Annotated in this window: 24 protein-coding genes; 15 read left to right on the top strand and 9 right to left on the bottom strand. The window is 68.8% G+C overall.

From position 1 onward, the window contains the following. Positions 1 to 6 precede the first annotated feature (6 nt). Together cydB and ACSX1D_RS17600 are read right to left on the bottom strand one after the other, a co-directional pair. Positions 7 to 1,014 (bottom strand): cytochrome d ubiquinol oxidase subunit II, encoded by a 1,008-nt coding sequence (gene cydB / locus ACSX1D_RS17595; protein WP_439859732.1) that lies wholly within the window; start codon positions 1,012 to 1,014, stop codon positions 7 to 9. A 2-nt stretch (positions 1,015 to 1,016) separates the two neighbouring features. Beyond that, the gene (locus ACSX1D_RS17600; protein ID WP_439859733.1) at positions 1,017 to 2,456 is read right to left on the bottom strand and encodes a cytochrome ubiquinol oxidase subunit I; all 1,440 of its coding nucleotides are present in this window, start codon (positions 2,454 to 2,456) and stop codon (positions 1,017 to 1,019) included. Between the two features lie 215 nt (positions 2,457 to 2,671). On the opposite strand from ACSX1D_RS17600, the gene ACSX1D_RS17605 reads away from it, so the two are divergent. Continuing rightward, positions 2,672 to 3,922: an MFS transporter gene (locus ACSX1D_RS17605; protein ID WP_439859734.1), complete on the top strand. Its 1,251-nt coding sequence runs from the start codon at positions 2,672 to 2,674 to the stop codon at positions 3,920 to 3,922. Positions 3,923 to 3,926: 4 nt separating this feature from the next. Here the strand turns inward: ACSX1D_RS17605 and ACSX1D_RS17610 are convergent, their stop codons facing one another. Next, positions 3,927 to 4,802 carry a LysR family transcriptional regulator gene (locus tag ACSX1D_RS17610; RefSeq protein ID WP_439859735.1) on the bottom strand — a complete coding sequence of 292 codons (876 nt, stop codon included), beginning with the start codon at positions 4,800 to 4,802 and terminating at the stop codon, positions 3,927 to 3,929. Between the two features lie 108 nt (positions 4,803 to 4,910). Between ACSX1D_RS17610 and ACSX1D_RS17615 the strand changes: the two genes are divergently transcribed. Together ACSX1D_RS17615 and ACSX1D_RS17620 are read left to right on the top strand one after the other, a co-directional pair. Beyond that, a complete protein-coding gene (locus ACSX1D_RS17615; protein WP_439859736.1) occupies positions 4,911 to 5,327 on the top strand; it encodes a DoxX family membrane protein in 417 nt (138 codons plus the stop codon). Then, positions 5,324 to 6,001: a glutathione S-transferase family protein gene (locus ACSX1D_RS17620; RefSeq protein ID WP_439859737.1), complete on the top strand. Its 678-nt coding sequence runs from the start codon at positions 5,324 to 5,326 to the stop codon at positions 5,999 to 6,001. The genes ACSX1D_RS17615 and ACSX1D_RS17620 overlap by 4 nt, the downstream gene beginning before the upstream one ends. A gap of 29 nt (positions 6,002 to 6,030) precedes the next feature. Here ACSX1D_RS17620 and ACSX1D_RS17625 read toward each other — a convergent pair whose 3' ends face one another. Further along, on the bottom strand, positions 6,031 to 6,585 hold the full coding sequence (locus ACSX1D_RS17625; protein WP_439859738.1) for a DJ-1 family glyoxalase III: 555 nt from the start codon (positions 6,583 to 6,585) through the stop codon (positions 6,031 to 6,033). Positions 6,586 to 6,768: 183 nt separating this feature from the next. Here ACSX1D_RS17625 and ACSX1D_RS17630 point away from each other — a divergent pair, with 183 nt between their 5' ends. Both ACSX1D_RS17630 and trmA read left to right on the top strand, forming a co-directional pair. After that, positions 6,769 to 8,061, top strand: a complete 1,293-nt coding sequence (locus tag ACSX1D_RS17630; protein WP_439859739.1) for an NCS2 family permease — start codon at positions 6,769 to 6,771, stop codon at positions 8,059 to 8,061. A gap of 77 nt (positions 8,062 to 8,138) precedes the next feature. Further along, entirely contained in the window at positions 8,139 to 9,227 is a 1,089-nt protein-coding gene (gene trmA / locus ACSX1D_RS17635) for a tRNA (uridine(54)-C5)-methyltransferase TrmA (protein ID WP_439859740.1), read from the top strand. Positions 9,228 to 9,231: 4 nt separating this feature from the next. On the opposite strand, the gene ACSX1D_RS17640 is transcribed toward trmA, so the two are convergent. Next, positions 9,232 to 9,618 (bottom strand): DUF4345 family protein, encoded by a 387-nt coding sequence (locus ACSX1D_RS17640; RefSeq protein WP_439859741.1) that lies wholly within the window; start codon positions 9,616 to 9,618, stop codon positions 9,232 to 9,234. Positions 9,619 to 9,752: 134 nt separating this feature from the next. On the opposite strand from ACSX1D_RS17640, the gene ACSX1D_RS17645 reads away from it, so the two are divergent. From ACSX1D_RS17645 to ACSX1D_RS17690, 10 genes are all read left to right on the top strand, one after another. Next, a complete protein-coding gene (locus ACSX1D_RS17645) occupies positions 9,753 to 10,187 on the top strand; it encodes a DUF411 domain-containing protein (protein WP_439859742.1) in 435 nt (144 codons plus the stop codon). Positions 10,188 to 10,294: 107 nt separating this feature from the next. Then, positions 10,295 to 11,224 (top strand): aldo/keto reductase, encoded by a 930-nt coding sequence (locus ACSX1D_RS17650; RefSeq protein ID WP_439859743.1) that lies wholly within the window; start codon positions 10,295 to 10,297, stop codon positions 11,222 to 11,224. Between the two features lie 25 nt (positions 11,225 to 11,249). Then, entirely contained in the window at positions 11,250 to 12,524 is a 1,275-nt protein-coding gene (locus tag ACSX1D_RS17655; protein ID WP_439862359.1) for an NTP/NDP exchange transporter, read from the top strand. Positions 12,525 to 12,634: 110 nt separating this feature from the next. Continuing rightward, positions 12,635 to 13,303: a TetR/AcrR family transcriptional regulator gene (locus ACSX1D_RS17660; RefSeq protein WP_439859744.1), complete on the top strand. Its 669-nt coding sequence runs from the start codon at positions 12,635 to 12,637 to the stop codon at positions 13,301 to 13,303. After that, positions 13,303 to 13,887, top strand: a complete 585-nt coding sequence (locus ACSX1D_RS17665; RefSeq protein ID WP_439859745.1) for an IMPACT family protein — start codon at positions 13,303 to 13,305, stop codon at positions 13,885 to 13,887. The genes ACSX1D_RS17660 and ACSX1D_RS17665 overlap by 1 nt, the downstream gene beginning before the upstream one ends. 135 nt (positions 13,888 to 14,022) lie before the next feature. Next, positions 14,023 to 15,378 carry an 8-oxoguanine deaminase gene (locus tag ACSX1D_RS17670; protein WP_439859746.1) on the top strand — a complete coding sequence of 452 codons (1,356 nt, stop codon included), beginning with the start codon at positions 14,023 to 14,025 and terminating at the stop codon, positions 15,376 to 15,378. Between the two features lie 169 nt (positions 15,379 to 15,547). Beyond that, complete coding sequence (locus ACSX1D_RS17675) at positions 15,548 to 16,495, top strand: adenosine deaminase (protein ID WP_439859747.1); 948 nt, start codon at positions 15,548 to 15,550, stop codon at positions 16,493 to 16,495. 245 nt (positions 16,496 to 16,740) lie between these two features. Further along, positions 16,741 to 17,502 (top strand): substrate-binding periplasmic protein, encoded by a 762-nt coding sequence (locus ACSX1D_RS17680; protein WP_439859748.1) that lies wholly within the window; start codon positions 16,741 to 16,743, stop codon positions 17,500 to 17,502. 1 nt (position 17,503) lies between these two features. Then, positions 17,504 to 18,853, top strand: coding sequence for a diguanylate cyclase domain-containing protein (locus ACSX1D_RS17685; RefSeq protein WP_439859749.1), 1,350 nt, complete (start codon positions 17,504 to 17,506; stop codon positions 18,851 to 18,853). A gap of 17 nt (positions 18,854 to 18,870) precedes the next feature. Continuing rightward, the gene (locus ACSX1D_RS17690; RefSeq protein WP_439859750.1) at positions 18,871 to 19,605 is read left to right on the top strand and encodes an ABC transporter substrate-binding protein; all 735 of its coding nucleotides are present in this window, start codon (positions 18,871 to 18,873) and stop codon (positions 19,603 to 19,605) included. A gap of 41 nt (positions 19,606 to 19,646) precedes the next feature. On the opposite strand, the gene ACSX1D_RS17695 is transcribed toward ACSX1D_RS17690, so the two are convergent. From ACSX1D_RS17695 to ACSX1D_RS17710, 4 genes are all read right to left on the bottom strand, one after another. After that, positions 19,647 to 20,114, bottom strand: coding sequence for a copper chaperone PCu(A)C (locus ACSX1D_RS17695; RefSeq protein ID WP_439859751.1), 468 nt, complete (start codon positions 20,112 to 20,114; stop codon positions 19,647 to 19,649). Positions 20,115 to 20,183: 69 nt separating this feature from the next. Beyond that, the gene (locus tag ACSX1D_RS17700) at positions 20,184 to 21,560 is read right to left on the bottom strand and encodes a PepSY-associated TM helix domain-containing protein (protein WP_439859752.1); all 1,377 of its coding nucleotides are present in this window, start codon (positions 21,558 to 21,560) and stop codon (positions 20,184 to 20,186) included. A 131-nt stretch (positions 21,561 to 21,691) separates the two neighbouring features. Continuing rightward, the gene (locus ACSX1D_RS17705) at positions 21,692 to 22,075 is read right to left on the bottom strand and encodes a DUF2946 family protein (protein ID WP_439859753.1); all 384 of its coding nucleotides are present in this window, start codon (positions 22,073 to 22,075) and stop codon (positions 21,692 to 21,694) included. An 82-nt stretch (positions 22,076 to 22,157) separates the two neighbouring features. Next, positions 22,158 to 23,075, bottom strand: a complete 918-nt coding sequence (locus ACSX1D_RS17710; protein WP_439859754.1) for a LysR family transcriptional regulator — start codon at positions 23,073 to 23,075, stop codon at positions 22,158 to 22,160. Positions 23,076 to 23,085: the final 10 nt, after the last annotated feature.

Here is a 23,085-nt window from a genome sequence, read left to right on the forward strand (position 1 = left end):
CTGCCCTCAGTGGTAGCCCTGATCCTCGGTCACCTTGCCGCGGAACACGTAGTAGCTCCAGGCGGTGTACATCAGGATGAAGGGGATGATGAACAGCGCGCCGACCAGGATGAAACCCTGGCTCTGCGGCGGCGCGGCGGCGTCCCAGATGCTCACCGACGGCGGGATGATGTTCGGCCACAGGCTGATGCCCAGGCCGCTGTAGCCGAGGAAGATCAGCGTCAGGGTCAGCAGGAACGGCGAGTAGTTGGCGTTGCGCGCCACCGCCCGCAGCAGCGCCCAGGTGCAGACGACGACCAACACGGGCACCGGCATAAACCAGAAGAGGTTGGGCAGGCTGAACCAGCGTGCGGCGATCTCGGCGTGGGCCAGGGGCGTCCACAGGCTGACGATGCCGGTCACCGCCAGCAGGACGAACACCAGCGGCCGCGCCAGGTCGTGCATCTGCTGCTGCAGGCGGCCCTCGGTCTTCATGATCAGCCAGGTGCAGCCGAGCAGGGCGTAGGCGGCGATCAGCGCCAGGCCGCAGAACAGCGAGAACGGCGTCAGCCAGTCCAGGGCGCCGCCGGCATAGGCCCGGTCCACCACCTCGAAGCCGTCGATATAGGCGCCCAGCGCCACGCCCTGGAAGAAGGTCGCGGTCAGCGAGCCGCCGATAAAGGCCTTGTCCCAGATGTGCCGCTTGGCCGCCTTGGCCTTGAAGCGGAATTCGAAGGCCACGCCGCGGAAGATCAGCCCCAGCAGCATCAGGATCAGCGGCAGGTACAGGGCGCTCAAGACCACCGCATAGGCCAGCGGGAAGGCACCGAACAGCGCCGCGCCGCCGAGCACCAGCCAGGTCTCGTTGCCGTCCCACACCGGCGCCACGGTGTTCATCATCACATCGCGCTCGCCCTCGCTGGCGACGAAGGGAAAGAGGATGCCTATCCCCAGGTCGAAGCCGTCCATGACCACGTACATCATCACCCCGAAGGCGATGATCACCGCCCAGATCAGCGAAAGATCGATACCCATGTTCAGGCCCTCCCGCCCGGCAGATCGGTTTCCGTGTCATCCAAACCCTCGTCCGCCGCCGACAGCGGCCGCGACGGCGTGTGCTGCTGACCGGGACCGCCGTGGGCCACTTCCTCGCCCTCGCCGGTGACCGGGCCCTTGCGCACCAGGCGCAGCATGTAGCTGATGCCGACGCCGAACAGGGCGAAATACACCACCACGAACAGCGCCAGGGTCAGGCTCATCTGCGCCAGGCCATGGCCGGAGGAGGCGTCGGCGGTGCGCATCAGGCCCTGGATGATCCAGGGCTGGCGGCCGATCTCGGTGGTGTACCAGCCGGCGAGGATGGCGATGATCCCCGAGGGCCCCATCCACACCGCCAGGTGCAGGAACGGCCGGCTGTGGAACAGGCCGCCGCTGCGGCGCAACCACAGGCTCCACAGGCCGGTGGCGATCATCAGCAGGCCCAGGGCGACCATCACCCGGAAGGTCCAGAACACGATGGTCGAATTGGGCCTGTCCTCGGGCGCGAACTCCTTGAGCGCCGGCACCTGCTTATCCAGGCTGTGGGTCAGGATCAGGCTGCCCAGGGCCGGAATCTCGATCTTGAAGCGGGTCTGCTCGGCTTCCATGTCCGGCCAGCCGAACAGGATCAGCGGGGTCGGCTCGCCGCTGCTGTTGTCCCAGTGGCCCTCCATCGCGGCGATCTTGGCCGGCTGGTACTTGAGGGTGTTGAGGCCGTGCAGGTCGCCAATCATGGCCTGGATCGGCGCCACGATCAGGGCCATCCACATGGCCATCGACAGCATCTTGCGGATCGCCGGGTTGTCGCGCCCGCGCAGCAGGTGCCAGGCAGCCGAGGCGCCGACGAAGAAGGCGGTGGCGAGGAAGGCCGCGGTGGCCATGTGGGCCAGGCGATAGGGGAACGAGGGGTTGAACACCACCGCCAGCCAGTCCACCGGAATCACCCGGCCGTCGACGATCTCGTAGCCCTGGGGGGTGTGCATCCAGCTGTTGGAGGCGAGGATCCAGAAGGTCGAGATCAGCGTGCCGATCGCCACCATGACCGTGGAGAAGAAGTGCAGGCCGGGGCCGACGCGGTTCCAGCCGAACAGCATGACGCCGAGGAAACCCGCCTCGAGGAAGAACGCGGTGAGCACCTCGTAGGTCAGCAGCGGCCCGGTAACCGCCCCGGCGAAGTCGGAGAAGGCGCTCCAGTTGGTGCCGAACTGGTAGGCCATGACCAAGCCGGAGACCACGCCCATGCCGAAGTTGACGGCGAATATCTTCGACCAGAAGTGGTAGAGGTCGCGATACACCTCCTCGCGGGTCTTCAGCCACAGCCCTTCGAGCACCGCCAGGTAACTGGCCAGGCCGATGGTGATGGCCGGGAAGATGATGTGGAAGGAGATGGTGAAGGCGAACTGGATGCGGGCGAGATCGAGCGCCTCGAGGCCAAGCATGGAGCATTCTCCGTCAGGTGATTCGGCGCACGACCCGTGCGAGTGGCGGAACCGGTTTTGACCTGGATCAAGCACTGCCCAAAGAGTACCCCCCGGCCCGGTGGCGGCCGCTGTGGTTATTTGTCGCGCGGCGCGCCGTCGCCGCCGCCCGCTGGCAAGACCGCCCGCTCATGCTAGGCTGGCGCACCGTTCGTTAGCCACCTAAAGACCTCGCCATGTCCGTCCACGGCAAGTTGCTCCTTCGCCATCAGCGGCCGTTCATCGCCTTCTGGTTGGCGCGGGTGTGCACCGCCAGCGGCTTCCAGATGCTCACCGTGGCCATCGGCTGGCATATGTACCAGCTGACCGGCAACGTGCTCGACCTGGGCCTGGTGGGCCTGGTCGAGTTCCTCCCGCGGGTGCTGTTCATGCTGCACACCGGGCATGTCGCCGACCGCTACGACCGGCGCAAGGTGGCCGCGCTGTGCCAGGGCGGCCAGGCGCTGATCGCCCTGGCCCTGGTGCTGGGCAGCAGCAGCGGCGAGGTGACCCGCGAGCTGATCTTCGCCCTCGCCTTCCTGCTCGGCAGTACCCGCGCCTTCGAGATGCCGGCGACCCAGGCGCTGCTGCCCAGCCTGGTGCCGGCGGCGCTGTTCCCCGCGGCGGTGGCCGCCTCGGCCTCGGCGATGCAGACCGCGACCATCGCCGCCCCGGCCCTCGGCGGTTTCCTGTTTGCCTTCGGCAGCCTGTGGGTGTACGCGCCGACCGCCCTGCTCTATGGGCTGGCCTGCGCCCTGATGCTCAGCCTGCCGCCGCGCCAGGAGCCGCTGCGCAAGGAGCGCGCCTCGCTGGAGTCGCTGCTGGCCGGCATCCGCTATATCCGCAGCCGCCGCGACATCTTCGGCGCCATCTCCCTGGACCTGTGCGCCGTGCTGCTCGGCGGCGCCACCGCCCTGCTGCCGGTGTTCGCCAAGGACATCCTGCTCACCGGCCCCTGGGGCCTGGGCCTGCTGCGTTCGGCGCCGGCGGTGGGCGCGCTGCTGATGTCGTTCTGGCTGGCGCGCTTCCCCCTCGAGCGCAACGTCGGGCGGACCATGTTCACCGCGGTGGCGGTGTTCGGCGTGGCCACCATCGCCTTCGGCCTGTCGACCTCCTTCTGGTTCAGCCTGGCGGTGCTGGTGATACTCGGCGCGGCGGACATGATCAGCATGGTCATCCGCGGCGCCTTCGTGCAGCTGCACACCCCGGACGCCATGCGCGGCCGGGTCAGCGCGGTGAACGGATTGTTCATCGGCGCCTCCAACCAGCTCGGCGAGTTCGAGTCCGGGCTCACCGCCCACTGGTTCGGCACCGTGCCGGCGGTGGTGCTGGGCGGGGTCGGCACCCTGCTGGTCACCGGCGCCTGGATCAGGCTGTTCCCGAGCCTGGCCCGGCGCGACCGCCTGCAGGAACCGGAGGAGGCCGGCGCGGCGGCGCACCCGCGCTGATAGCTCAGTGCTGCAGGCGCGGGTCGGCGCTCAGCCGCTGGTAGAGGAACTCGCCGAGCGCGCGGATGCGCGCCACTCCGCGCAGATCCGGATGGGTCAGCACCCACACCTGGGTATCCAGCGCCGGGTCGGCATCGGCCAGGCGCACCAGCTCGGTGTGCGCCTCGGCCAGCGGACAGAGCAGCAGGCCGACGCCCATGCCCAGACGCACGCACTCGACCATGCCGACCAGGCTGTCGCTACGCGCCACCACCTGCTCATCCGCCACCCGCGCCGCCAGCCAGGCGGCCTGCCGCAGGTGCGCCAGGCTCTCGTCGGGGCCGACCCACTGGTGTTCGCTCAACGGCAGGTTCGCCGGTCGACCGGCCAGGTAGGCGGGCGAGGCGTACAGCGCGGTCTGGATACGGCCGACGCAACGGCCGAGCAGGTTCTCCGGCGGCTGGTTGGTGCCGCGCACCGCCATGTCGGCCTCGCGCTGGGTCAGGCTGAGAAAGCTGTTGTTGGTCACCAGCTGCAGCTGCACGCCCGGATGGGCCTGGCGAAACTGCGCCAGCAGCGGGGTCAGCAGGCTGGCGAACAGGGTGTCGGTGGAGGTCAGGCGAATGCTGCCGCGAATCTGCAGATCCTGGCCCAGCAGCTGGCGCCCGGCCCGTTCGATCTGCTCGTCCACCCCGTCCAGCTGCGCGGCCAGCGCCTCGCCTGCCGCGGTCAGTTCATAGCCGCCAGGCAGGCGCTGGAACAGCGCCACACCGAGTCGCTGCTCCAGGCGCTGCAGCCGCCGCAGCACGGTGCTGTGGTTGACCCGCAGGGCGCGGGCGGCCTGGCTGATCGAGCCGCCTTGGGCGACGGCGAGGAAGTACTGGAGGTCGCTCCAATCCATCGATGCAAATCCGCATAGGCGTTGTGCGGATATTGGGAATTTATCCGCCGAATTGCAAAGCATAGCCTGGGGTCAAGGCGCTACTGCCGACTGACAGGAGATGTGCCCATGCCCAGCCTCGCACTGCCCCGTTACCCCGCCGCCGCGCGCCTGCTGCTGCGCGCCAGCCTGGCCGCCATGTGGGTCAGCCATGGGCTGCTGCTCAAGCTGCTCACCTTCGGCGTCGCCGGGCTCGCTCAATGGCTGGCCAGCCAGGGTCTGCCGGCGGCCCTGGCCCTGCCACTGATCCTCGCGGAAAGCCTCGGCGGCCTGCTGATCCTGCTCGGGTTCCATGGCCGCTGGGTGTCCCTGGCGCTGCTGCCGATCCTGCTCGGCGCGCTGCTGATCCATGCGCCCAACGGCTGGGTCTTCAGCAACCCCGGCGGCGGCTGGGAATACCCGCTGTTCCTCGCCGCCATGTCCCTGGTCCACTTCCTGCTCGGCGACGGCCCGCTGGCCCTGAAAGCCGAAGGAGCTACCCCATGAACACCTCACTGGAACTGGTCAGCCACCCGCTGTGCCCCTACGTGCAACGGGCGGCCATCGTGCTGGCGGAAAAAGGCGTGGCCTTCAGCCGCCGCGATGTCGACCTGAGCGACAAGCCCGCCTGGTTCCTCGCCCTCTCCCCGCTGGGCAAGGTGCCGCTGCTGCGCAGCGAACGCGGCGTGCTGTTCGAGTCGGCGGTGATCGCCGAGTACCTCGACGAAATCTATGCCCCGCGCCTGCACCCCGCCGACGCCTTCGAGCGCGCCCGCCACCGCGCCTGGATCGAGTTCGCCTCGGCCGTGCTCAACGACATCGCGCGCTTCTACAACGCCGCCGACGCGGACCAGCTGGACGCCCGGCACCAGGCCCTGCGCCGGCGTTTCGAGCAACTGGAGGACAGGTTGCAGGCGGGCCCCTGGTTCGCCGGCGAGCGCTTCTCCCTGGTGGATGCGGCCTTCGCCCCGGTCTTCCGCTACTGGCAGGTATTCGAGCGCATCGCCGACTTCGACACCTTCGCCGGCCTGAACAAGGTCGAACGCTGGCGCCAGGCATTGGCCCGACAGCCTTCGGTGCAGGCGGCGGCGCCAGCGGACTACGCGCAGCGCCTGTGGCAGTTCATCGAGCGCCGCGACAGCCAGCTGTCCAGCCTGCTGAGGCGGACCACGGCCGCGTAGCCGAGCCGCCAACCGCCCCGCGCACGGACCTAGCCCACCAGCATGGCCTCGGCCACCTGGCGGCGGGTGCCCTTACCGCGCAGCTGTTCCACCAGGGTCAGGGCGAAGGTCAGGGCGGTGCCGGGGCCCTGGCTGGTGATGCAGTTGCCGTCGACCACCACCGGCTCGTCGACGAAACTGCAGCCGGACAGGCGATCGCTGAAGGACGGGTAGCAGGTCATGCGCCGCTGCTTGAGCACGCCGAAAGGCTGCAGGGCCATGGCCGGCGCCGCGCAGATGGCGGCGTAGAACTTGCCGGCCTTGGCCTGCTGGCGCACCCGCTCGGCCAGCGGTTCGTGCTCGCCCAGGCGCTGGGCGCCGGGCATGCCGCCGGGCAGCACGATCAGGTCGAACTCCTGGGCCAGCACGTCGACCAGCATGGCGTCGGCGGTCAGGCGCGTGCCGCGGGCGCAGGTGATCATCCGGCGGTTCTCGATGCTGGCCACTACCACCTCGATTTCGGCGCGGCGCAGCACGTCGATCAGGGTCACGCATTCGAGGTCTTCGACGCCATCGGCTACGGTGATTACGGCGCGTGTGGTCATGCTCTGCTCCTCGGCGGGAAAGGGAAATTAGCTGACCTTCCGGTCACAAATTCACCGGCTAAAGCCTAGCTGATATGATGCGCGCCTTTCTCGGATCGCCAGTAAAAACATGCACCCGCCAGCGGATGTGCTTTGCTTGCGGCCTGCACATCAACGGCGCCATCTGCGCCACAGGGAGACGCCATGCTGGAACGCCTATTCCACCTCAAAGCGCACAACACCACGGTGCGCACCGAGATCCTCGCCGGTCTCACCACCTTCCTGACCATGGCCTACATCCTCTTCGTCAACCCCAGCATCCTCGCCGAGACCGGCATGGACCGTGGCGCGGTGTTCGTCGCCACCTGCCTGGCCGCGGCCATCGGCTCGGCGATCATGGGCCTGCTGGCCAACTACCCGATCGCCCTGGCTCCGGGCATGGGCCTCAACGCCTTCTTCACCTACACCGTGGTGCTGACCATGGGCCATACCTGGCAGGTGGCCCTCGGCGCGGTGTTCCTCTCCGGGGTGATCTTCTTCCTGCTGTCGATCTTCAAGATCCGCGAATGGATCATCAACAGCATCCCCCTGGCCCTGCGTGCCGGCATCGCCGCCGGTATCGGCCTGTTCCTGGCGATCATCGCCCTGAAGAACGCCGGCATCGTCATCGACCACCCGGCCACCCTGGTGACCCTCGGCGACATGACCGCAGGCGGGCCGCTGCTGGCCTGCCTGGGCTTCTTCATCATCGCCGCCCTGGCCTATCGCAAGGTCACCGGCGCGGTGATGATCGGCATCCTGCTGATCACCGGCCTGTCCATCGTCCTCGGCCTGTCGAAGCTCGACGCCGTGGTGTCCATGCCGCCCTCGGTGATGCCGACCCTGCTGCAACTGGACATCATGGGTGCCCTGGATATCGGCCTGCTCAGCGTGATCTTCGCCTTCCTCTTCGTCGACCTGTTCGACACCTCCGGCACCCTGGTCGGCGTGGCCCAGAAGGCCGACCTGCTGGACAAGGACGGCAAGATGCCGCGCCTGGGTCGCGCCCTGCTGGCCGATAGCAGCGCGACCATGGCTGGCGCGGCCCTGGGCACCAGCACCACCACCAGCTACATCGAATCGGCGGCCGGCATCAGCTCCGGCGGGCGCACCGGCCTGACCGCCTGCGTGGTCGCCCTGCTGTTCCTCCTCAGCCTGTTCTTCGCCCCCCTGGCCGGCGCCGTGCCGGCCTACGCCACCGCGCCGGCGCTGCTGTTCGTCGCGGTGCTGATGATGAGCAGCCTGGCGCAGATCGACTGGGACGACCTGACCGTCGCCGCGCCGGTGGCGGCCGCCGCCCTGGCCATGCCGCTGACCTTCTCGATCGCCAACGGCATCGCCTTCGGCTTCATCACCTGGACCCTGGTCAAGGTCCTGGCCGGCCGCCGGCGCGACCTCAACCCGGCGCTGGTGATACTCTCGGCGCTGTTCGTGATCAAGCTGGGCTTCTTCGCCTGACACCGCCCAGCCAGTCCTCCAGGAGCGGGCCAGTCCCGCTCCTGTCCGTTTCAGCCGCAAGCACCGTCGAGTAGTCCATGAGCCGTCCCCAGTTCGATCCCGCCACCTACGCCGCCCAGCTAGACGAGAAGAAACAGCGCCTGATCGAGTTGCTGGCGCCGTTCGACGCGCCTGCGCCCGAGGTCTTTGACTCGCCCCGCGAGCATTACCGCCTGCGCGCCGAGTTCCGCCTGTGGCGCGAGGGCGAGGATCGCCACTACGCCATGTTCGAGGCCGGCGACAAGCACGCGCCGATCCTGCTCGACGACTTCCCCATCGCCAGCGCGCGGATCAATGCACTGATGCCGCGCCTGAAGGCGGCCTGGCAGGCCAGCAAGGTACTGAGCTTCAAGCTGTTCCAGGTCGAGTTCCTCACCACCCTGGCCGGCGACGCCCTGATCACCCTGTGCTACCACCGGCCGCTGGACGAGGCCTGGCAGGCCGAGGCCGAGAAACTGGCGGCCGACCTGCAGGTCAGCCTGGTCGGCCGCTCGCGCGGCAAGCGCCTGGTCATCGGCAAGGACTACGTCGAGGAAGAGCTCGAGGTGGCCGGCCGGCGCTTCCGCTATCGCCAGCCCGAAGGCGCCTTCACCCAGCCCAACGGCGAGGTCTGCCAGAAGATGCTCGGCTGGGCCTTCGAGGCGCTCGGCCAGCGCGACGACGACCTGCTGGAGCTGTACTGCGGCAACGGCAACTTCACCCTGCCCCTGGCCAGCCGGGTGCGCAAGGTGCTGGCCACCGAGATCAGCAAGAGTTCGGTGAACGCCGCCCTGGCCAACCTGGCCGACAACGGCGTCGACAACGTGACCCTGGTGCGCCTGTCCGCCGAGGAGCTGACCGAGGCGCTCAACGAGGTGCGGCCGTTCCGCCGCCTGGCCGCCGTCGACCTGAAGAGCTACGACTTCCGCAGCGTGTTCGTCGACCCGCCGCGCGCCGGCATGGACCCGGACACCTGCGAGCTGACCCGGCGCTTCGAGCGCATCCTCTACATCTCCTGCAACCCCGAGACCCTGGCCGCCAACATCGCCCAGCTCAGCGACACCCACCAGGTCACGCGCAGCGCGCTGTTCGACCAGTTCCCCTACACCCACCACATGGAAGCGGGCGTGCTGCTGAAACGGCGCTGAAGTTCTAGAGTCGGTTCAGGCCGCGCAGCGCCCAGAAGGCCAGCCCGGCCGAGACCACTTCCAGCAGCAGGGCATAGAGGTTGAAGGTCTGCTGGGCGCCGCCGTCCAGCCACAGGCCGCCGATGCGCGCCAGGGCCAGGGCGCTGTACAGCAGCACCAGCAGGGTCAGGGCGCCGCGCAGCAGTTCCACGCGCGCCAGGGCCAGCAGCAGGTAGGCCGCCAGGCCGAGCTGCAGGCCGCCATAGTAGGCGCGCACATCGGTGGCTGCGGCGGGGGCCAGTAACAGCATGCCGCTGAGGTTGCTCATCTCGTGGGGGCGGATGAAATAGGCCAGGCCGAGGCCGCCCAGCGCCAGTATCTGCAGGATCAGTACCACCCGCGCCAATAGCATCGACAGCTTCCTTCTCATGTTCCGTGAACGGCCAGCATAGGCCCTGCCTGGCATATCCGGAAACAGCCGGCGATTGGGGCCTTGGCGGCGCCGGGGTTATCCTGTGCTGCCGAACCCTTGGAGAGGCTCCCGCGATGCGCCCAGTGCTGCTGCTCACCACCCTGCTTGCCGGCCTGGCCCAGGCCGCCGAGCCGCTGACCATCGATGTCCACCGCGACCCCAACTGCGGCTGCTGCAAGGCCTGGATCAGTCACCTGCAGGACAACGGCTTCACCGTCGTCGACCATGTCGAGACCGACATGAGCGCGCTCAAGCAGCGCCTGGGTGTGCCGCCACGCCTGTCGTCCTGCCACACCGGGGTGATCGACGGCCAGTTCGTCGAGGGCCACGTGCCGGCGGCCGACATCCTCAAGCTGCGCCAGCGTCCCGATCTGCTCGGCGCCGCCGTGCCGGGCATGCCGACCGGCTCGCCCGGCATGGAGCGCGGCAACGTCCGCGACGCCTACCAAGTGATCGGGCTGGACCGCCAGGGCGGTGACCAGGTGCTGAGCGAGCATCCGGGCAACTGATCCGGCGCGGCCTGATCCACGGGACTATGCTCGAACGGTGAAGCGAGCGCCCGCGGCACCGCCCGCGTCGGTTTTTCAGCCCCGTCGGCCGCGCTCCGGAGGACAGCATGCCCAGCCGTCGTCAGGTCATTCAGCGCGGCGCCAGCCTGCTCGGCCTCGCCGCCGCCCTGCCGCTGCTACCCCGCGATGCCCTGGCCCTGGCCCTGGAGCCCGCCGGCCTGCTGCGGCGGCCGATTCCCGCCAGTGGCGAACTGCTGCCGGCGATCGGCCTGGGCACCTCGCGCACCTTCCACGTCGACCTCGACGACGCCAGCCTCGCGCCCCTGATGCAGGTGATGGACACCCTCCTCGCAGGCGGCGGCAGGCTGATCGACACCGCGCCCAGCTACGGCAACGCCGAGGCGGTCACCGGCGCGCTGCTGCAGCGCAGCGCCAGCCAGAGCAAGGCCTTTGTCGCCAGCAAGGTTTCCGCCAGCGGTCGTAGCCGCGGCCTGGCCCAGTTCGAGGCCAGCCTGCGCGCGCTGCAGCGCGAGCGGATCGACCTGATGCAGGTGCACAACCTGCAGGACACCGCAACCCAGCTGGCCCTGTTGCGTGAACTGAAGGCCCAGGGCCGGGTGCGTTATATCGGCATCACCCACTACCGCGAGGCCGCCCACGACGACCTGCTGGCGGTGCTGGCCAGAGAACCGCTGGACTTCGTCCAGTTCAACTACTCGGTGGCCGAGCGCAACGCCGAGCGGCGCCTGCTGCCCTACTGCGCCGACCACGGCATCGCCACCCTGATCAACCGGCCCTTCGCGCGGGGCCAGCTGTTCCAGCGGGTGCGCGGCCGGCCGCTGCCGGAGTGGGCACAGGAGATCGACGCCGACTCCTGGGCCCAGCTGCTGCTCAAGTTCATCCTCGCCCATCCGGCGGTCACCGTGGCGATTCCGGCTACCTCCAAGGCGCGCTACATGGCCGACAACCTCAAGGCCGGCCACGGCCGCCTGCCGGATGCGCCGCTGCGCGAGCGGATCGCCCAGGCCTTCGCCTGAGCCTCCGTTGCCCCTGGCCGGCGCGATGAACGCGGCGCAACGCCTGTCCCGGGCGATCAACGCCGAACCGGTCGAGCTGCGCGCGGCACTGAGCGGTTTCGTCCTGATGTTCTGCCTGTTCAGCGGCTACTTCATGCTCAGGCCGATCCGCGAGGCCATGGGCATTCGCGGTGGGGTGGAGAACCTGCAGTGGCTGTTCAGCGCCACCTTCGTGCTCATGCTGGTGGCCGTGCCGCTGTTCGCCTGGCTCAACTCGCGGGTACCCCGGGCGCGCTATGTCGACTGGGTCTACGGTCTGTTCATCCTCAACCTGCTGGCCTTCGCCGCGCTGTTCCGCGCCAGCGACGCGGTGTGGCTGGCGCGACTGTTCTACGTGTGGCTGTCGGTCTACAACCTGTTCGTGGTCTCGGTGGCCTGGAGCCTGATGGCCGACGTGTTCGATGCCGCCCAGGCACGCCGGCTGTTCGCCTTCATCGCCGCCGGCGCCAGCAGCGGCGGCCTGTGCGGCCCGGCGCTGGGCGCGCTGGTAGTCGGCAGCATTGGCCAGGCCGGGCTGATCCTCGGCGCCGCCCTGCTCCTGGCCGTCGCCCTGCTCGCCAAGCGCCGCCTGATGGCCTGGCGCGCGGTGGCGGGGGCCGGCCGCCCCGGCGCCCCGCCCAGCGAGAACCCGCGCGAGCCGGTAGCCGGCAACCCCTTCAGCGGCATCGGCCAGGTGCTGAGTTCGCCCTACCTGCTGGGTATCGCCGCCTTCGTCATCCTCCTGGCCAGCGCCAGCACCTTCCTCTACTTCGAGCAGGCGCGCCTGGTCGAGCAGACATTCCCAGAGCCGATCGAACAGGTGCGCGTGTTCGCCCTGCTCGATTTCGCCGTGCAGGCGCTGTCCTTGCTGGCGCAGTTGTTCGTCACCGGCCGGGTGGCGCAGCGGCTTGGCCTGCGCGCGCTGCTCGCCGGGGTGCCGCTGCTGGTCTGCCTGGGCTTTCTCGGCCTGGCCCTGGCGCCGACCTTCGCCATGCTGGCGAGCCTGATGATCGTGCGCCGGGTCGGCGAGTACGCCTTCGTCCGCCCGGGGCGGGAGATGCTCTTCGCCCCGCTCGACGCGCACAGCCAGTACAAGGCCAAGAGCTTCATCGACACCGTGGTCTACCGCGGCGGCGACGCCCTCAGCGCCTGGGCCAAGGCGTTGCTCGACAGCCTGGCCCAGGGCGTGCTGCTGGTCGCCCTGGTCGGCGCCGCTCTGGCCGCCCTGTGGGCCGCGCTTGGCTGGTACCTGGGCGCCGGCCGGCAGCCGCCCCGCCCCTAGTCGGCCTCGACGGCGGCGGCCGCGGCTTTTGCGCCCCTTGCGCTTGTCACTGCGGCGACTCTGGGTTATCTGTGCACAGGCTTGGCTTTCTGAACATTCCGGTATCGCTTATGACCCTCGCAGTTCCCGCACACAGCGCCAATCCCGCCGACAAGCCCGCCGGACGCATCCGCCAGAAGAACGAGGAGGCCATCCTTGCCGCCGCCGAGGAAGAGTTCGCCCGGCACGGCTTCAAGGGCACCAGCATGAACACCATCGCCCAGACCGTCGGCCTGCCCAAGGCCAACCTGCACTACTACTTCAGCAACAAGCTGGGGCTGTACCTGGCGGTGCTGAGCAATATCCTCGAACTGTGGGACAGCACCTTCAACAGCCTGACCGTCGACGACGACCCGGCCGAGGCCCTGGACCGCTATATCCGCGCCAAGCTGGACTTCTCCCGCCGCTACCCCAAGGCCTCGCGCATATTCGCCATGGAGGTGATCAGCGGCGGCGAATGCCTGTCGGCCTATTTCGATCAGGACTACCGCACCTGGTTTCGCGGCCGCGCCGCGGTGTTCGAGGCGTGGATCGCTGCCGGCAAGATGGACCCGGTCGACCCGGTGCACCTGATCTTCCTGCTGTGGGGCAGCACCCAGCACTACGCCGACTTCGCCTCGCAGATCTGCCGCGTCACCGGCCGCTCGCGCCTGACCAAGCAGGACTTCGCCGAGGCCGGCGACAACCTGGTGCGCATCATCCTCAAGGGCTGCGGCCTGACCCCGCCCGCGCCGCACTGATGGCCTTCACCCTGCTCGCGCCTTGCGAATACCGCGAGGACATCCGCAAGAGCCGCTTCCTCGCCCTGGCCGCCCCGGTGACCAGCGCGGCCGAGGCCCAGGCCTTTGTCGAGCGCGCCAGCGACCCGAGCGCCACGCACAACTGCTGGGCCTGGAAGGTCGGCCAGCAGTACCGCTTCAACGACGACGGCGAGCCGGGCGGCACCGCCGGCCGGCCGATTCTCGCCGCCATCGAGGGCCAGGACTGCGACCAGGTGGCGGTGCTGGTGATCCGCTGGTACGGCGGCATCCAGCTCGGCACCGGCGGCCTGGCCCGCGCCTACGGCGGCAGCGCCAGCAAGTGCCTGCAGGGCGGCGAGCGCACCGAGCTGGTAGCGCGCAGCCGCGTCGCATTCCACTGCGCCTTCGCCGAATTGCCGCTGCTCAAGGCGCGCCTGGACGAGCTGCAGGCGCTGCTGGAGGCGGAACGCTTCGACGCCAGCGGCGCCGAGCTGCAACTGGCCCTGCCCGAGGCCCGCGTCGACGAACTGCAGCAGTGGCTCGCCGGCATCAGCCGCGGGCGCATCGAGCTGCGGCGCCTGTAGCAAGGCGACGGTCGGGGTTGATCCTGACCAGGCAGACAGGTATCTTCGCCCCACGTCGTCCGACGTACCTGGATCAGCAGACAGGGTCAACACTGAGCTGGCTAACCTGAACTCAACCTCAGAGGAGCCTGCTCGATGGCAGCCACCCGCACCTGGATCAAGACCCCCCTCGCCGTCTTCACCGCCAACGACCAATCCGCCGCCGGTGGCCTGGTGGTCGAGAACGGCCGCATTGCCGAACTGCTCGACGCCGGCCAGCAGCCCAGCCGCCCCTGCCAGCACAGCTTCGATGCCCGCGAGCACGTGGTGCTGCCGGGGCTGATCAACACCCACCACCACTTCTACCAGACCCTCACCCGCGCCTGGGCACCGGTAGTCAACCAGCCGCTGTTCCCCTGGCTCAGGACCCTCTACCCGGTGTGGGCGCGGCTGCCCCCCGAGCAGCTGGCCCTGGCCACCCAGGTGGCCAGGGCCGAGCTGCTGCTGTCCGGCTGCAGCACGGCGGCCGACCACCACTACCTGTTCCCCGGCGGCCTGGAAAACGCCATCGACGTGCAGGTCGGAGTGGTGCGCGAGCTGGGCATGCGCGCGATGCTGACCCGCGGCTCCATGAGCCTGGGCGAAGCCGACGGCGGCCTGCCGCCGCAGCAGACGGTGCAACAGGCCGAGGTGATCCTCGCCGACAGCCAGCGCCTGATCGGCCAGTACCATGAGCGCGGTGCCGGCGCCCGGGTACAGATCGCCCTGGCGCCCTGCTCGCCCTTCTCGGTGACCCCGGACATCATGCGCGCCAGCGCCGAGCTGGCCAGCAAGCTGGACGTGCGCCTGCACACCCACCTGGCCGAGACCCTGGACGAGGAGGACTTCTGCCGGCAGCGCTTCGGCCTGCGCACCGTCGACTACCTGGACAGCGTCGGCTGGCTCGGCCCGCGCACCTGGCTGGCCCACGGCATCCACTTCAACCCCGAGGAAATCGCCCGCCTGGGCGCCGCCGGCACCGGCATCAGCCATTGCCCCAGCTCGAACATGCGCCTGGCCTCGGGCATCTGCCCGAGCCTCGACCTGCAGGCCGCCGGCGCGCCCATCGGCCTCGGCGTGGACGGCTCCGCCTCCAACGATGCCTCCAACCTGATCCTCGAGGCACGCCAGGCCCTGTACCTGCAGCGCCTGCGTTACGGCGCCGAGCGCATCAGCCCCGAACTGGCCCTGGGTTGGGCCAGCAAGGGCTCGGCCCGGCTGTTGGGGCGCGACGACATCGGCGAGCTGGCGGTGGGCAAGCAGGCCGACCTGGCGCTGTTCAAGCTGGACGAGCTGCGCTTCTCCGGCAGTCACGATCCACTCGCGGCCCTGCTGCTGTGCGGCGCCGACCGCGCCGACCGGATAATGATCGGCGGCACTTGGCGGGTCATCGACGGCCAGGTCGAGGGCCTGGACCTGGCCAAGCTGATCGCCGACCACCGCCAGGCGGCCCAGACGCTGATCGCCGGCTGAACCGAGGATGGGTTGAGCCTGTGAACCCCGTCGCAGAGGTGCAGGCGCCATGGGTATCGCTGCGTTCAGCCCGGCCTACGCAGCGATCGCCGCGACGCCGGGAGATTCTGCCCCGGAGGTCAGGTTAAACTGCGCCCAACTCCGGCCCACCCGACACGAGGCTCACACCATGTACGACTGGCTCAACGCCCTGCCCAAGGCCGAACTGCACCTGCACCTGGAAGGCTCGCTGGAACCCGAACTGCTGTTCGCCCTGGCCGAACGCAACAAGATCGCCCTGCCCTGGCAGGACGTCGAAACCCTGCGCGGCGCCTACGCCTTCAACAACCTGCAGGAATTCCTCGACCTCTACTACCAGGGTGCCGACGTACTGCGCACGGAACAGGACTTCTACGACCTGACCTGGGCCTACCTACAGAAATGCAAGGCGCAGAGCGTCATCCACACCGAGCCCTTCTTCGACCCGCAGACCCACACCGACCGCGGCATCGCCTTCGAGGTGGTGCTCAATGGCATCGGCCAGGCGCTCAAGGACGGTGAGCGGCAGCTGGGCATCAGCTCGGGGCTGATCCTCAGCTTTCTGCGCCACCTGTCCGAGGAGGAGGCCTTCAATACCCTGGAGCAGGCCCGCCCCTTCCGCGACGCCTTTATCGCCGTGGGCCTGGACAGTTCGGAAATGGGCCATCCGCCGAGCAAGTTTGCGCGGGTATTCGACAAGGCGCGCAGCGAGGGCTACCTGACCGTCGCCCATGCTGGCGAGGAGGGCCCACCCGAGTACATCTGGCAGGCCCTGGACCTGCTGAAGATCCAGCGCATCGACCACGGCGTGCGCGCCATCGAGGACGAGCGGCTGATGCAGCGGATCATCGACGAGCAGATCCCGCTGACCGTCTGCCCGCTGTCCAACATCAAGCTGTGCGTGTTCGACGACATGCGCCAGCACAACATCCTCGAGATGCTCGAGCGTGGCGTGAAGGTCACGGTCAACTCGGACGACCCGGCCTACTTCGGCGGCTACGTCACCGAGAACTTCGCCGCCCTGCACGAAGGCCTGGGCATGACCAAGGCGCAGGCCGAACGCCTGGCGCAGAACAGCCTGGACGCACGGCTGAGCTGAGACGCCCAGGATAGAAGGCTCGCTGCAAGCCCGCAGGGCACGCCCGTGATGACCATTGCCGGGTCGGGCCGCGCTCGCCGGGGGCGCCGATGAAACGCCAGGAGCATCGGCCAGCAGCCCGGGCACTGAAGTTTCCACCCTCGGCGCCGAAACAGAAGTAGATCCCCCCTGCAGATAGCAATATAGTGGCCCACCCGTTGCCTGTGCGCCCCCTGCAGGTTGCCTTTGCCGAGGTTGCCGATCACATGAAACGTGTCCTGTTCAGCGCTCCATCCGTTCGCCGCTTGCTGCTCGCCGCGCTGGCCTGCCTGTCGTCGCCTGCTCCGGCAAGCGACAGGATTCAGATCGTCACCGAGGAGCTGCCGCCCTACAACATGACCGAGGACGGCCGCCTCACCGGCATGAGCACCGAGGTCGTGCAGGCCGTGCTGGAGGAAGTCGGGGTGCAGGCGAACATCCAGTCCATGCCCTGGGCGCGCGCCTACGACATCGCCTTGAATAGCGAAAACGTGCTGATCTACTCGATCGCCCGCACTCGCCAACGCGAGCAGCTGTTCAAGTGGGTCGGCATCGTGGCGCCGATGCGCTGGCACCTGTACTCGCTGCCCCAGCGCAACATCCAGCTCAGGCGACTCGACGATGCGCGCCGCTACCAGATCGCCACCGTCAAGCAGGACGCCGGCGAACAGCACCTGCTGGCCAGGGGCTTTGCCATCGGCAAGAACCTGCAGTCGAGCAACAAGTACGCGCACAACTACGAAAAGCTGACCCTGGGCCGTGTCGACCTGTGGATCGCCAACGAGCTCAACGCCCGCTACCTGGCGCGCCGGGCCGGAGCCGAAGTACCGGTGCCGGTCCTGAGCCTGCCCGACCTGGCCGATGACGACGGCCTGAGCATGGCCTTCAGCCTGCAAACCTCGGACGCGCTGGTAGAGCGCTTTCGCCAGGGCCTGAAGACCGTCCGTGACAACGGCACCTACGCAACCATCGCTAAGCGGTGGCTGTAGCGTGGGCACGGCACGGTCCAGCCAGCTCGCCGGCGCGCCGCCCGAACAGGCCTCGCCCTGCAGCTCGCTCGGCCGCCGTCTGGTGCTGGCGACGCTGATCTTTTGCCTGCTGTTCACCCTGGTCACGGTCACCCTGCGCAGCGTGTCGGCATGGAACAGCAACCTGGCGGCGATGACCGCCGAGCTGAAGCTGATCGACCAGGTGTTCCAGAGCACCCTGGCCAAGGCAATCTGGGAGATGGACCGCGAAACCTTGCAGACCCAGCTGGACAGCGTCGCCGAGGCCGCGCCGGTAGGTCGGGTGCGCCTGAGCATACTGCGCCCCGGACGCCCTCCCGAGATGCTGGTCCAGCAGCGCCCCGAGCGCTTGCCCACGCCGTTGGTGCCATCGCTGCGGCAGACCCTGGCCTACGAGCCCTACCTCGGCGCGCGGGAAAACCTTGGCGAGCTGATCATCGAGGGTGACGAGCGGCTGCTGTGGCGGCGCCTGCTGAGCGACGTGACCAGCATCGTGCTCACCCAGATCATCCAGTCGCTGCTGCTGGCGGGCTTGATCATGTGGATGTTCAACCGCTCGGTCACGGTGCACGTGCGGCACATCGCGCGGCACCTGGGCGAACTGTCGCCGGCCAACCTCAAACAGCGGCTGCATATCGAGCGCAAGGCCTCGCGGCGCGACGAACTGAGCCTGCTCGAGGCCGGGATCAACAACCTGCAGGGCAAGCTGTCCGACTATTTCGAGCAACAGCGGCGCGACGAACTCGACCTCGCCGCCCACCGCGATCGTCTGGCCGAGCTGGTGGAGGAACGCACGGCCGAGCTGCTCCAGGCCAATAGCCGCCTGGAGGAACTCAGCCGCAGCGACCCACTGACCGGGCTGGCCAACCGCCGGCATTTCGATGAAATGAAGGAAATCGAGTTCCGCCGCGCGACCCGCCTGAACCAGCCGCTGTCGGTGCTGATGTGCGACATCGATTTCTTCAAGCTCTACAACGACACCTACGGCCACGCCCAGGGCGACCAGTGCCTGCAAGCGGTGGCCAACCGGCTGAAGCATGTCTTCGGCCGTGCCGGCGAACTGGTGGCGCGGCTCGGCGGCGAAGAGTTCGCCGTACTGCTGCCGGGCGCCGACCTCGACCAAGCACGCCAGGCCGCCACACGCTTGCGCCAGGACCTCGCCGCTCAGGCGCTGGCTCACGACGGCTCGCAGGTGGCGCCACACGTGACGCTGAGCATCGGCGTCGCGCAGTTCGACCCGCACAGCATGGACCGTTTCGATCAACTGCTGCAGTGCGCCGATGAGGCGCTCTACCGCGCCAAGCGCCTGGGCCGCGACCGCATAGCCCAATGACGACTAGGAGGCTGCTCATGACATTCCCCCGCTCCTTCTGCATCGCCATATTGCTCGCCCTGGCCGCTACCAGCAGCCAGGCACAAGAGATCCGGGCCGTCACCGAGGACACGTCCTACAGCTACCTGAAAGCGGGCCGCGTGGCCGGACCGGCCAGCGCGGTGGTGGAAGCCACGCTGCAACGGGCGGGGCTGAACGACTACAGCCTCGCCCTCTATCCCTGGGCACGCGCCTACGACATGGCGCTGCAGCAACCCAACGTGCTGATCTACCTGATCGCCCGCACCTCGGCACGAGAGCCCCAGTTCAAGTGGGTGGGCGAGATCACCCGCATCGACTACCACCTGTACAAACTGCGCGCGCGTACGGACATCCAGGTGCGCACCCTGCAGGACGCGCAGCGCTACAGCATTGGCGTGCTGCGCGACGATGTCCGGCAGAAGTACCTGCGCACCCAGGGCTTCAGCAGGCTGGTAGTCTCGGCGCATAACCGCGACAACTTCCAGAAGCTGCTGAACGAGCAGATCGAGCTGGTGCCCATGCCGGAACAGGATGTCGCCATGCTGTGTAAGGAGGCTCGCATCGACTGCGCCGAGCTGGAGCCGGTCTACACCCTGGACGCCATATCCACGGGGCTGTACATGGCCTACAGCCAGGCAACCGCCGATGAGACCGTGACCCGCACCCGCGCGGCCTTCGACAGCCTCAAGGCGGAGGGCCAGGTCGGCCGGCTGTTGAGCGGCCGCCGCTAGATCCGCAGCGGCCGCTTGGTTATCCCAGGGCCAAGCACCTGCTAGTGGTGCGACGTCTCTTCGACCGGCGGCTGCTTCTGCACCGCCACCTCGACCTCGACCTCGCCGGCCCTCTCGAACCTCAGGGTCAGCGGGAAGCGCTCGCCGTCCTTCATCTGTCGCGCCAGGTCGAACAGCATGACGTGATAGGCCATGGGCGCGAACTTGACCTCGCCGCCGGCGGGCACTTCCACGCTTTGCACCTGCTGCATCTTCATGGTCCCGTCGGCATGCACGTGCTCGTGCATCTCGGCCTTGCCGGCCAGCGGCGTCTGCACGGAAAGCAGGCGGTCTGCCTGCTGGCCCTGGTTGTGCACCACGAAATAGGCGGCGGCGGTCGGCGCCACCGGCGGCATCTCCCGCGACCAGGGGTGGGCGATGTGCAATTCTCCCGAGCTGTATTCATGGGCGCCGGCCAGCAGGCTGGTACCGAGCAGCGCGACCAGCAGCAGGCTTTTCTTCATGGGCATGGTGGTTCTCCTTGGGACGATGAATGAGGTATTGCAGATCACGCGAAAGCACTCCGCCACGGCCATGCCTCAACCCGCCTGCAGACGGGGCGTCACGCCCTGGCGGGAGCATAGCAAGCGGTCCAGCAGCCAGACCGGCAGCAGCGACGCGCCCACCAGCGGGAAGACGGCGCCGAGCAGCAGCATGATGACGACCGCCGCCTTCCAGCGCGGCAGGTCATGGCGCAGCGGCGGCACGCCGAGGCTGCCCTGGGGACGCCGGCGCCACCAGATGAGCAGGCCACTGACCGCGCTGAGCAGCACCATCAGGCAGACCCCGAGCATCAGCAACTGGTTGGCCAGGCCGAACAGCTTGCCCTCGTGCAGCACCACACCGGTCTCCACCACTCGGGCCACGGCGCCGTAGTCCTGCCAGCGCACCTCGGCCAGCACCGCGCCGCTGTACTGGTCGAGGTGCAGGGTGGCGTCATGCCGCGGATCGTCGGCGAACAGTGCAACGCTGTACACGCCCGTCTCGCCCTTGGGCAGGCTGATGCTGTAGCCGGGCTGCACGCCGCGCGCAGTGGCGGTGTCGACCACCTGCTGCAGGCCGATCCGCGTCGCGCCAGGCGTCGCGCCGTCGGTCGCAGGCGCCTGGTGCGCGGCATGGGGATTGGACAGCGGCAGCGGGGTGTTTTCCACCGCCCAGGCCACGGTCTGCCGGGCACTGCTGTTGAGGCTGCGCGCCTGCAGCTCGGACGTCGGCACCGCGTCCCACATGGCCGCCGGGAAGTGGTTCCAGGCGCCGGCGAAGCGCTCGCCCCAGAAGCCGGTCCAGGTCATCCCGGTGAGCAGCATGAACAGCAACAGCAGCGCCCCCCAGAAACCCGCCACCGCGTGCAGGTCGCGCCAGAACAGGCGGCCGCGACTGGCCAGGCGCGGCCACAGCACCCCGGCGCCGCCACCACCGCGCGGCCACCACAGGTAGAGCCCGGACACCACCAGGACGATGCCCCAGCCGGCGGCCAGTTCGATCAGGCGGTCGCCGAGGGTGCCGAGCATCAGTTCGCCGTGCAGCCGGCGGGCGATGGCCTGCAGGTTGTCCCGGGCGTCCTGGCTGCCCAGCAGGGTGCCGCGGTAGGGGTCGACGAACAGGTTGAGCTCGCGCCCCTGCTCGGCGATGACGAACTGCGCGCTCTGCCCTTCGGCGCGCGGCGGCAGGTACTTGCCGACGCTCGCCTGGGGGTATGCCTGACGCACCGCGACCAGCTGCTGATCGGCGCTCAGGCGCTGCTCGGCGACCGGCACCTGCAGCAACTCGGCATACAGCAGTTGGTCCAGCTGCGGCTTGAACAGGTAGATGATCCCGGTCAGCGACAGCAGGATCAAGAAGGGCGCGACGAACAGCCCGGCATAGAAATGCCAGCGCCAGGCCAGGTGGTAGAACGAGGGGGTGGTTTGTTGCATCGATGAACTCCAGGTAGCGCGGCCAGTGATTCGCGGGCCCCGCGGCCGCCGGCCCGCAGGCACGCGAATGCCGGCAGCCGGGGCCGGGCCCGGGAATGGAACAGCAGCCGGCACAGCGCCGGCGCGGATCGCTACAAGGAAGGGGAGGCGCGGGGGTTGGCCGAGGGCCAGAGGAAACGCACCGGCCGGGCGGCGCGCAAGGTCGGGAGCGCCGGCTGGCGGGCGGCGCAGAGCAGCCCGAGCAGGCCGAAGAAGGCCGCCAGGATCAGGGCGCCGAAGGTCGAGGACAGGGCGCAACCGGCCCCGCCGGCCGCCCCCTGGGACGCCAGGCCGGCTGCGCCGAAATCACTGCCTGAAGCGCTGCCGCCATCCAGGGAGCAATAGACGCCGTCCAGGCCGCTGAGCTGCAGGCCGGCCATCTGGCCGTGACCGATGCTGCAGGCGAGCGCGCCGAACAGGACGCTGAAATACAGCATCCAGGCGAGCAGCGTGCGGTCGGAGCGGGCCAGGTTCATGACGGGCGACTCTAGCAGGTGGCCGGGCTGCGGCAAGGGCGCCGAGCTGCGGCGGGATGTCGCGGCCCGTTGCCGGGCAAGCCTAGGATCGCCAGGGCGCCCGCGCCAGCAGTTCGGCGCAGCGGGCCTGGACGAACTCGCGCAGCAGGTGCACCGGCCTGCTCAACTGGGCGCGGTGGGCACAGATCAGATTGAGCGGGGTCGCTTCGCCGCGCCATTGCTTCAGCAACACCTTGAGCCGTCCGGCCTGCACATCGGCGGCCACATCCAGCCAGGACTTGTACACCAGGCCGAAGCCGGCCACCGCCCAGCGCCGCACCACATCGGCGTCGTCGCTGCAGCGATCGCCGCCCACCGTCAGGCTCTGCTCGCGCTTGCCGTCCTGGAAGCACCAGCGATCATGCAGCCGACCGCCGAGCATATAGAGCAGGCAGTTGTGTGCGGCCAGCGCCTCCGGCGTCTGCGGCTCGCCATGCCGCGCCAGATAGGCCGGCGCGGCGCAGAGCACCCGGCTGTTGTCCGGGGCGACCGGCAGGGCCACCAGACTGGAGTCCTCCGGCGTGCCATAGCGCAGGGCGATATCCACCGGCTCGCGAAACAGGTCGCTGACCCGGTCGCCGAGCAGCAGACGCAACTGCAACCGCGGATGGCCCTGCTGGAACTCGTCGAGCCAGGGCAGCAGGGTGTTGCGGCCGAAATCCGAGGGGGCAGAGAGCTGCAGCTGGCCGCTGATCTCGGCCTTGTTGCCGGCCAGCTGCAGACGCCCCTCCTCCAGGCTCTGCAAGGCCAGTCGGGCGTGGCCGAGGAACAGCTCGCCCTCGGCGGTCAGGCGCAGGCTGCGGGTCGAGCGGACGAACAGGCGCACCTCCAGCTGCTGCTCCAGGCGCTTGAGTGCGGCGCTGGCCACCGCCGGGGAGATATCCAGCAGGCGGGCGGCGGCGGACAGACTGCCGCTCTGCGCCGTACGCACGAACAGCTGCAGGTCATCGAAACGTATCACGGCGGCTATA

The organism is Pseudomonas sp. MBLB4136 (assembly GCF_051904765.1).
Classification (GTDB): domain Bacteria; phylum Pseudomonadota; class Gammaproteobacteria; order Pseudomonadales; family Pseudomonadaceae; genus Aquipseudomonas.

Bases quoted from the DNA above. Each gene is read 5' to 3' on its own strand.
- cydB (WP_439859732.1), bottom strand. From the start codon at position 1,014: ATGGGTATCGATCTTTCGCTGATCTGGGCGGTGATCATCGCCTTCGGG.
- ACSX1D_RS17600 (WP_439859733.1), bottom strand. From the start codon at position 2,456: ATGCTTGGCCTCGAGGCGCTCGATCTCGCCCGCATCCAGTTCGCCTTC.
- ACSX1D_RS17605 (WP_439859734.1), top strand. From the start codon at position 2,672: ATGTCCGTCCACGGCAAGTTGCTCCTTCGCCATCAGCGGCCGTTCATC.
- ACSX1D_RS17610 (WP_439859735.1), bottom strand. From the start codon at position 4,802: ATGGATTGGAGCGACCTCCAGTACTTCCTCGCCGTCGCCCAAGGCGGC.
- ACSX1D_RS17615 (WP_439859736.1), top strand. From the start codon at position 4,911: ATGCCCAGCCTCGCACTGCCCCGTTACCCCGCCGCCGCGCGCCTGCTG.
- ACSX1D_RS17620 (WP_439859737.1), top strand. From the start codon at position 5,324: ATGAACACCTCACTGGAACTGGTCAGCCACCCGCTGTGCCCCTACGTG.
- ACSX1D_RS17625 (WP_439859738.1), bottom strand. From the start codon at position 6,585: ATGACCACACGCGCCGTAATCACCGTAGCCGATGGCGTCGAAGACCTC.
- ACSX1D_RS17630 (WP_439859739.1), top strand. From the start codon at position 6,769: ATGCTGGAACGCCTATTCCACCTCAAAGCGCACAACACCACGGTGCGC.
- trmA (WP_439859740.1), top strand. From the start codon at position 8,139: ATGAGCCGTCCCCAGTTCGATCCCGCCACCTACGCCGCCCAGCTAGAC.
- ACSX1D_RS17640 (WP_439859741.1), bottom strand. From the start codon at position 9,618: ATGCTATTGGCGCGGGTGGTACTGATCCTGCAGATACTGGCGCTGGGC.
- ACSX1D_RS17645 (WP_439859742.1), top strand. From the start codon at position 9,753: ATGCGCCCAGTGCTGCTGCTCACCACCCTGCTTGCCGGCCTGGCCCAG.
- ACSX1D_RS17650 (WP_439859743.1), top strand. From the start codon at position 10,295: ATGCCCAGCCGTCGTCAGGTCATTCAGCGCGGCGCCAGCCTGCTCGGC.
- ACSX1D_RS17655 (WP_439862359.1), top strand. From the start codon at position 11,250: ATGAACGCGGCGCAACGCCTGTCCCGGGCGATCAACGCCGAACCGGTC.
- ACSX1D_RS17660 (WP_439859744.1), top strand. From the start codon at position 12,635: ATGACCCTCGCAGTTCCCGCACACAGCGCCAATCCCGCCGACAAGCCC.
- ACSX1D_RS17665 (WP_439859745.1), top strand. From the start codon at position 13,303: ATGGCCTTCACCCTGCTCGCGCCTTGCGAATACCGCGAGGACATCCGC.
- ACSX1D_RS17670 (WP_439859746.1), top strand. From the start codon at position 14,023: ATGGCAGCCACCCGCACCTGGATCAAGACCCCCCTCGCCGTCTTCACC.
- ACSX1D_RS17675 (WP_439859747.1), top strand. From the start codon at position 15,548: ATGTACGACTGGCTCAACGCCCTGCCCAAGGCCGAACTGCACCTGCAC.
- ACSX1D_RS17680 (WP_439859748.1), top strand. From the start codon at position 16,741: ATGAAACGTGTCCTGTTCAGCGCTCCATCCGTTCGCCGCTTGCTGCTC.
- ACSX1D_RS17690 (WP_439859750.1), top strand. From the start codon at position 18,871: ATGACATTCCCCCGCTCCTTCTGCATCGCCATATTGCTCGCCCTGGCC.
- ACSX1D_RS17695 (WP_439859751.1), bottom strand. From the start codon at position 20,114: ATGCCCATGAAGAAAAGCCTGCTGCTGGTCGCGCTGCTCGGTACCAGC.
- ACSX1D_RS17700 (WP_439859752.1), bottom strand. From the start codon at position 21,560: ATGCAACAAACCACCCCCTCGTTCTACCACCTGGCCTGGCGCTGGCAT.
- ACSX1D_RS17705 (WP_439859753.1), bottom strand. From the start codon at position 22,075: ATGAACCTGGCCCGCTCCGACCGCACGCTGCTCGCCTGGATGCTGTAT.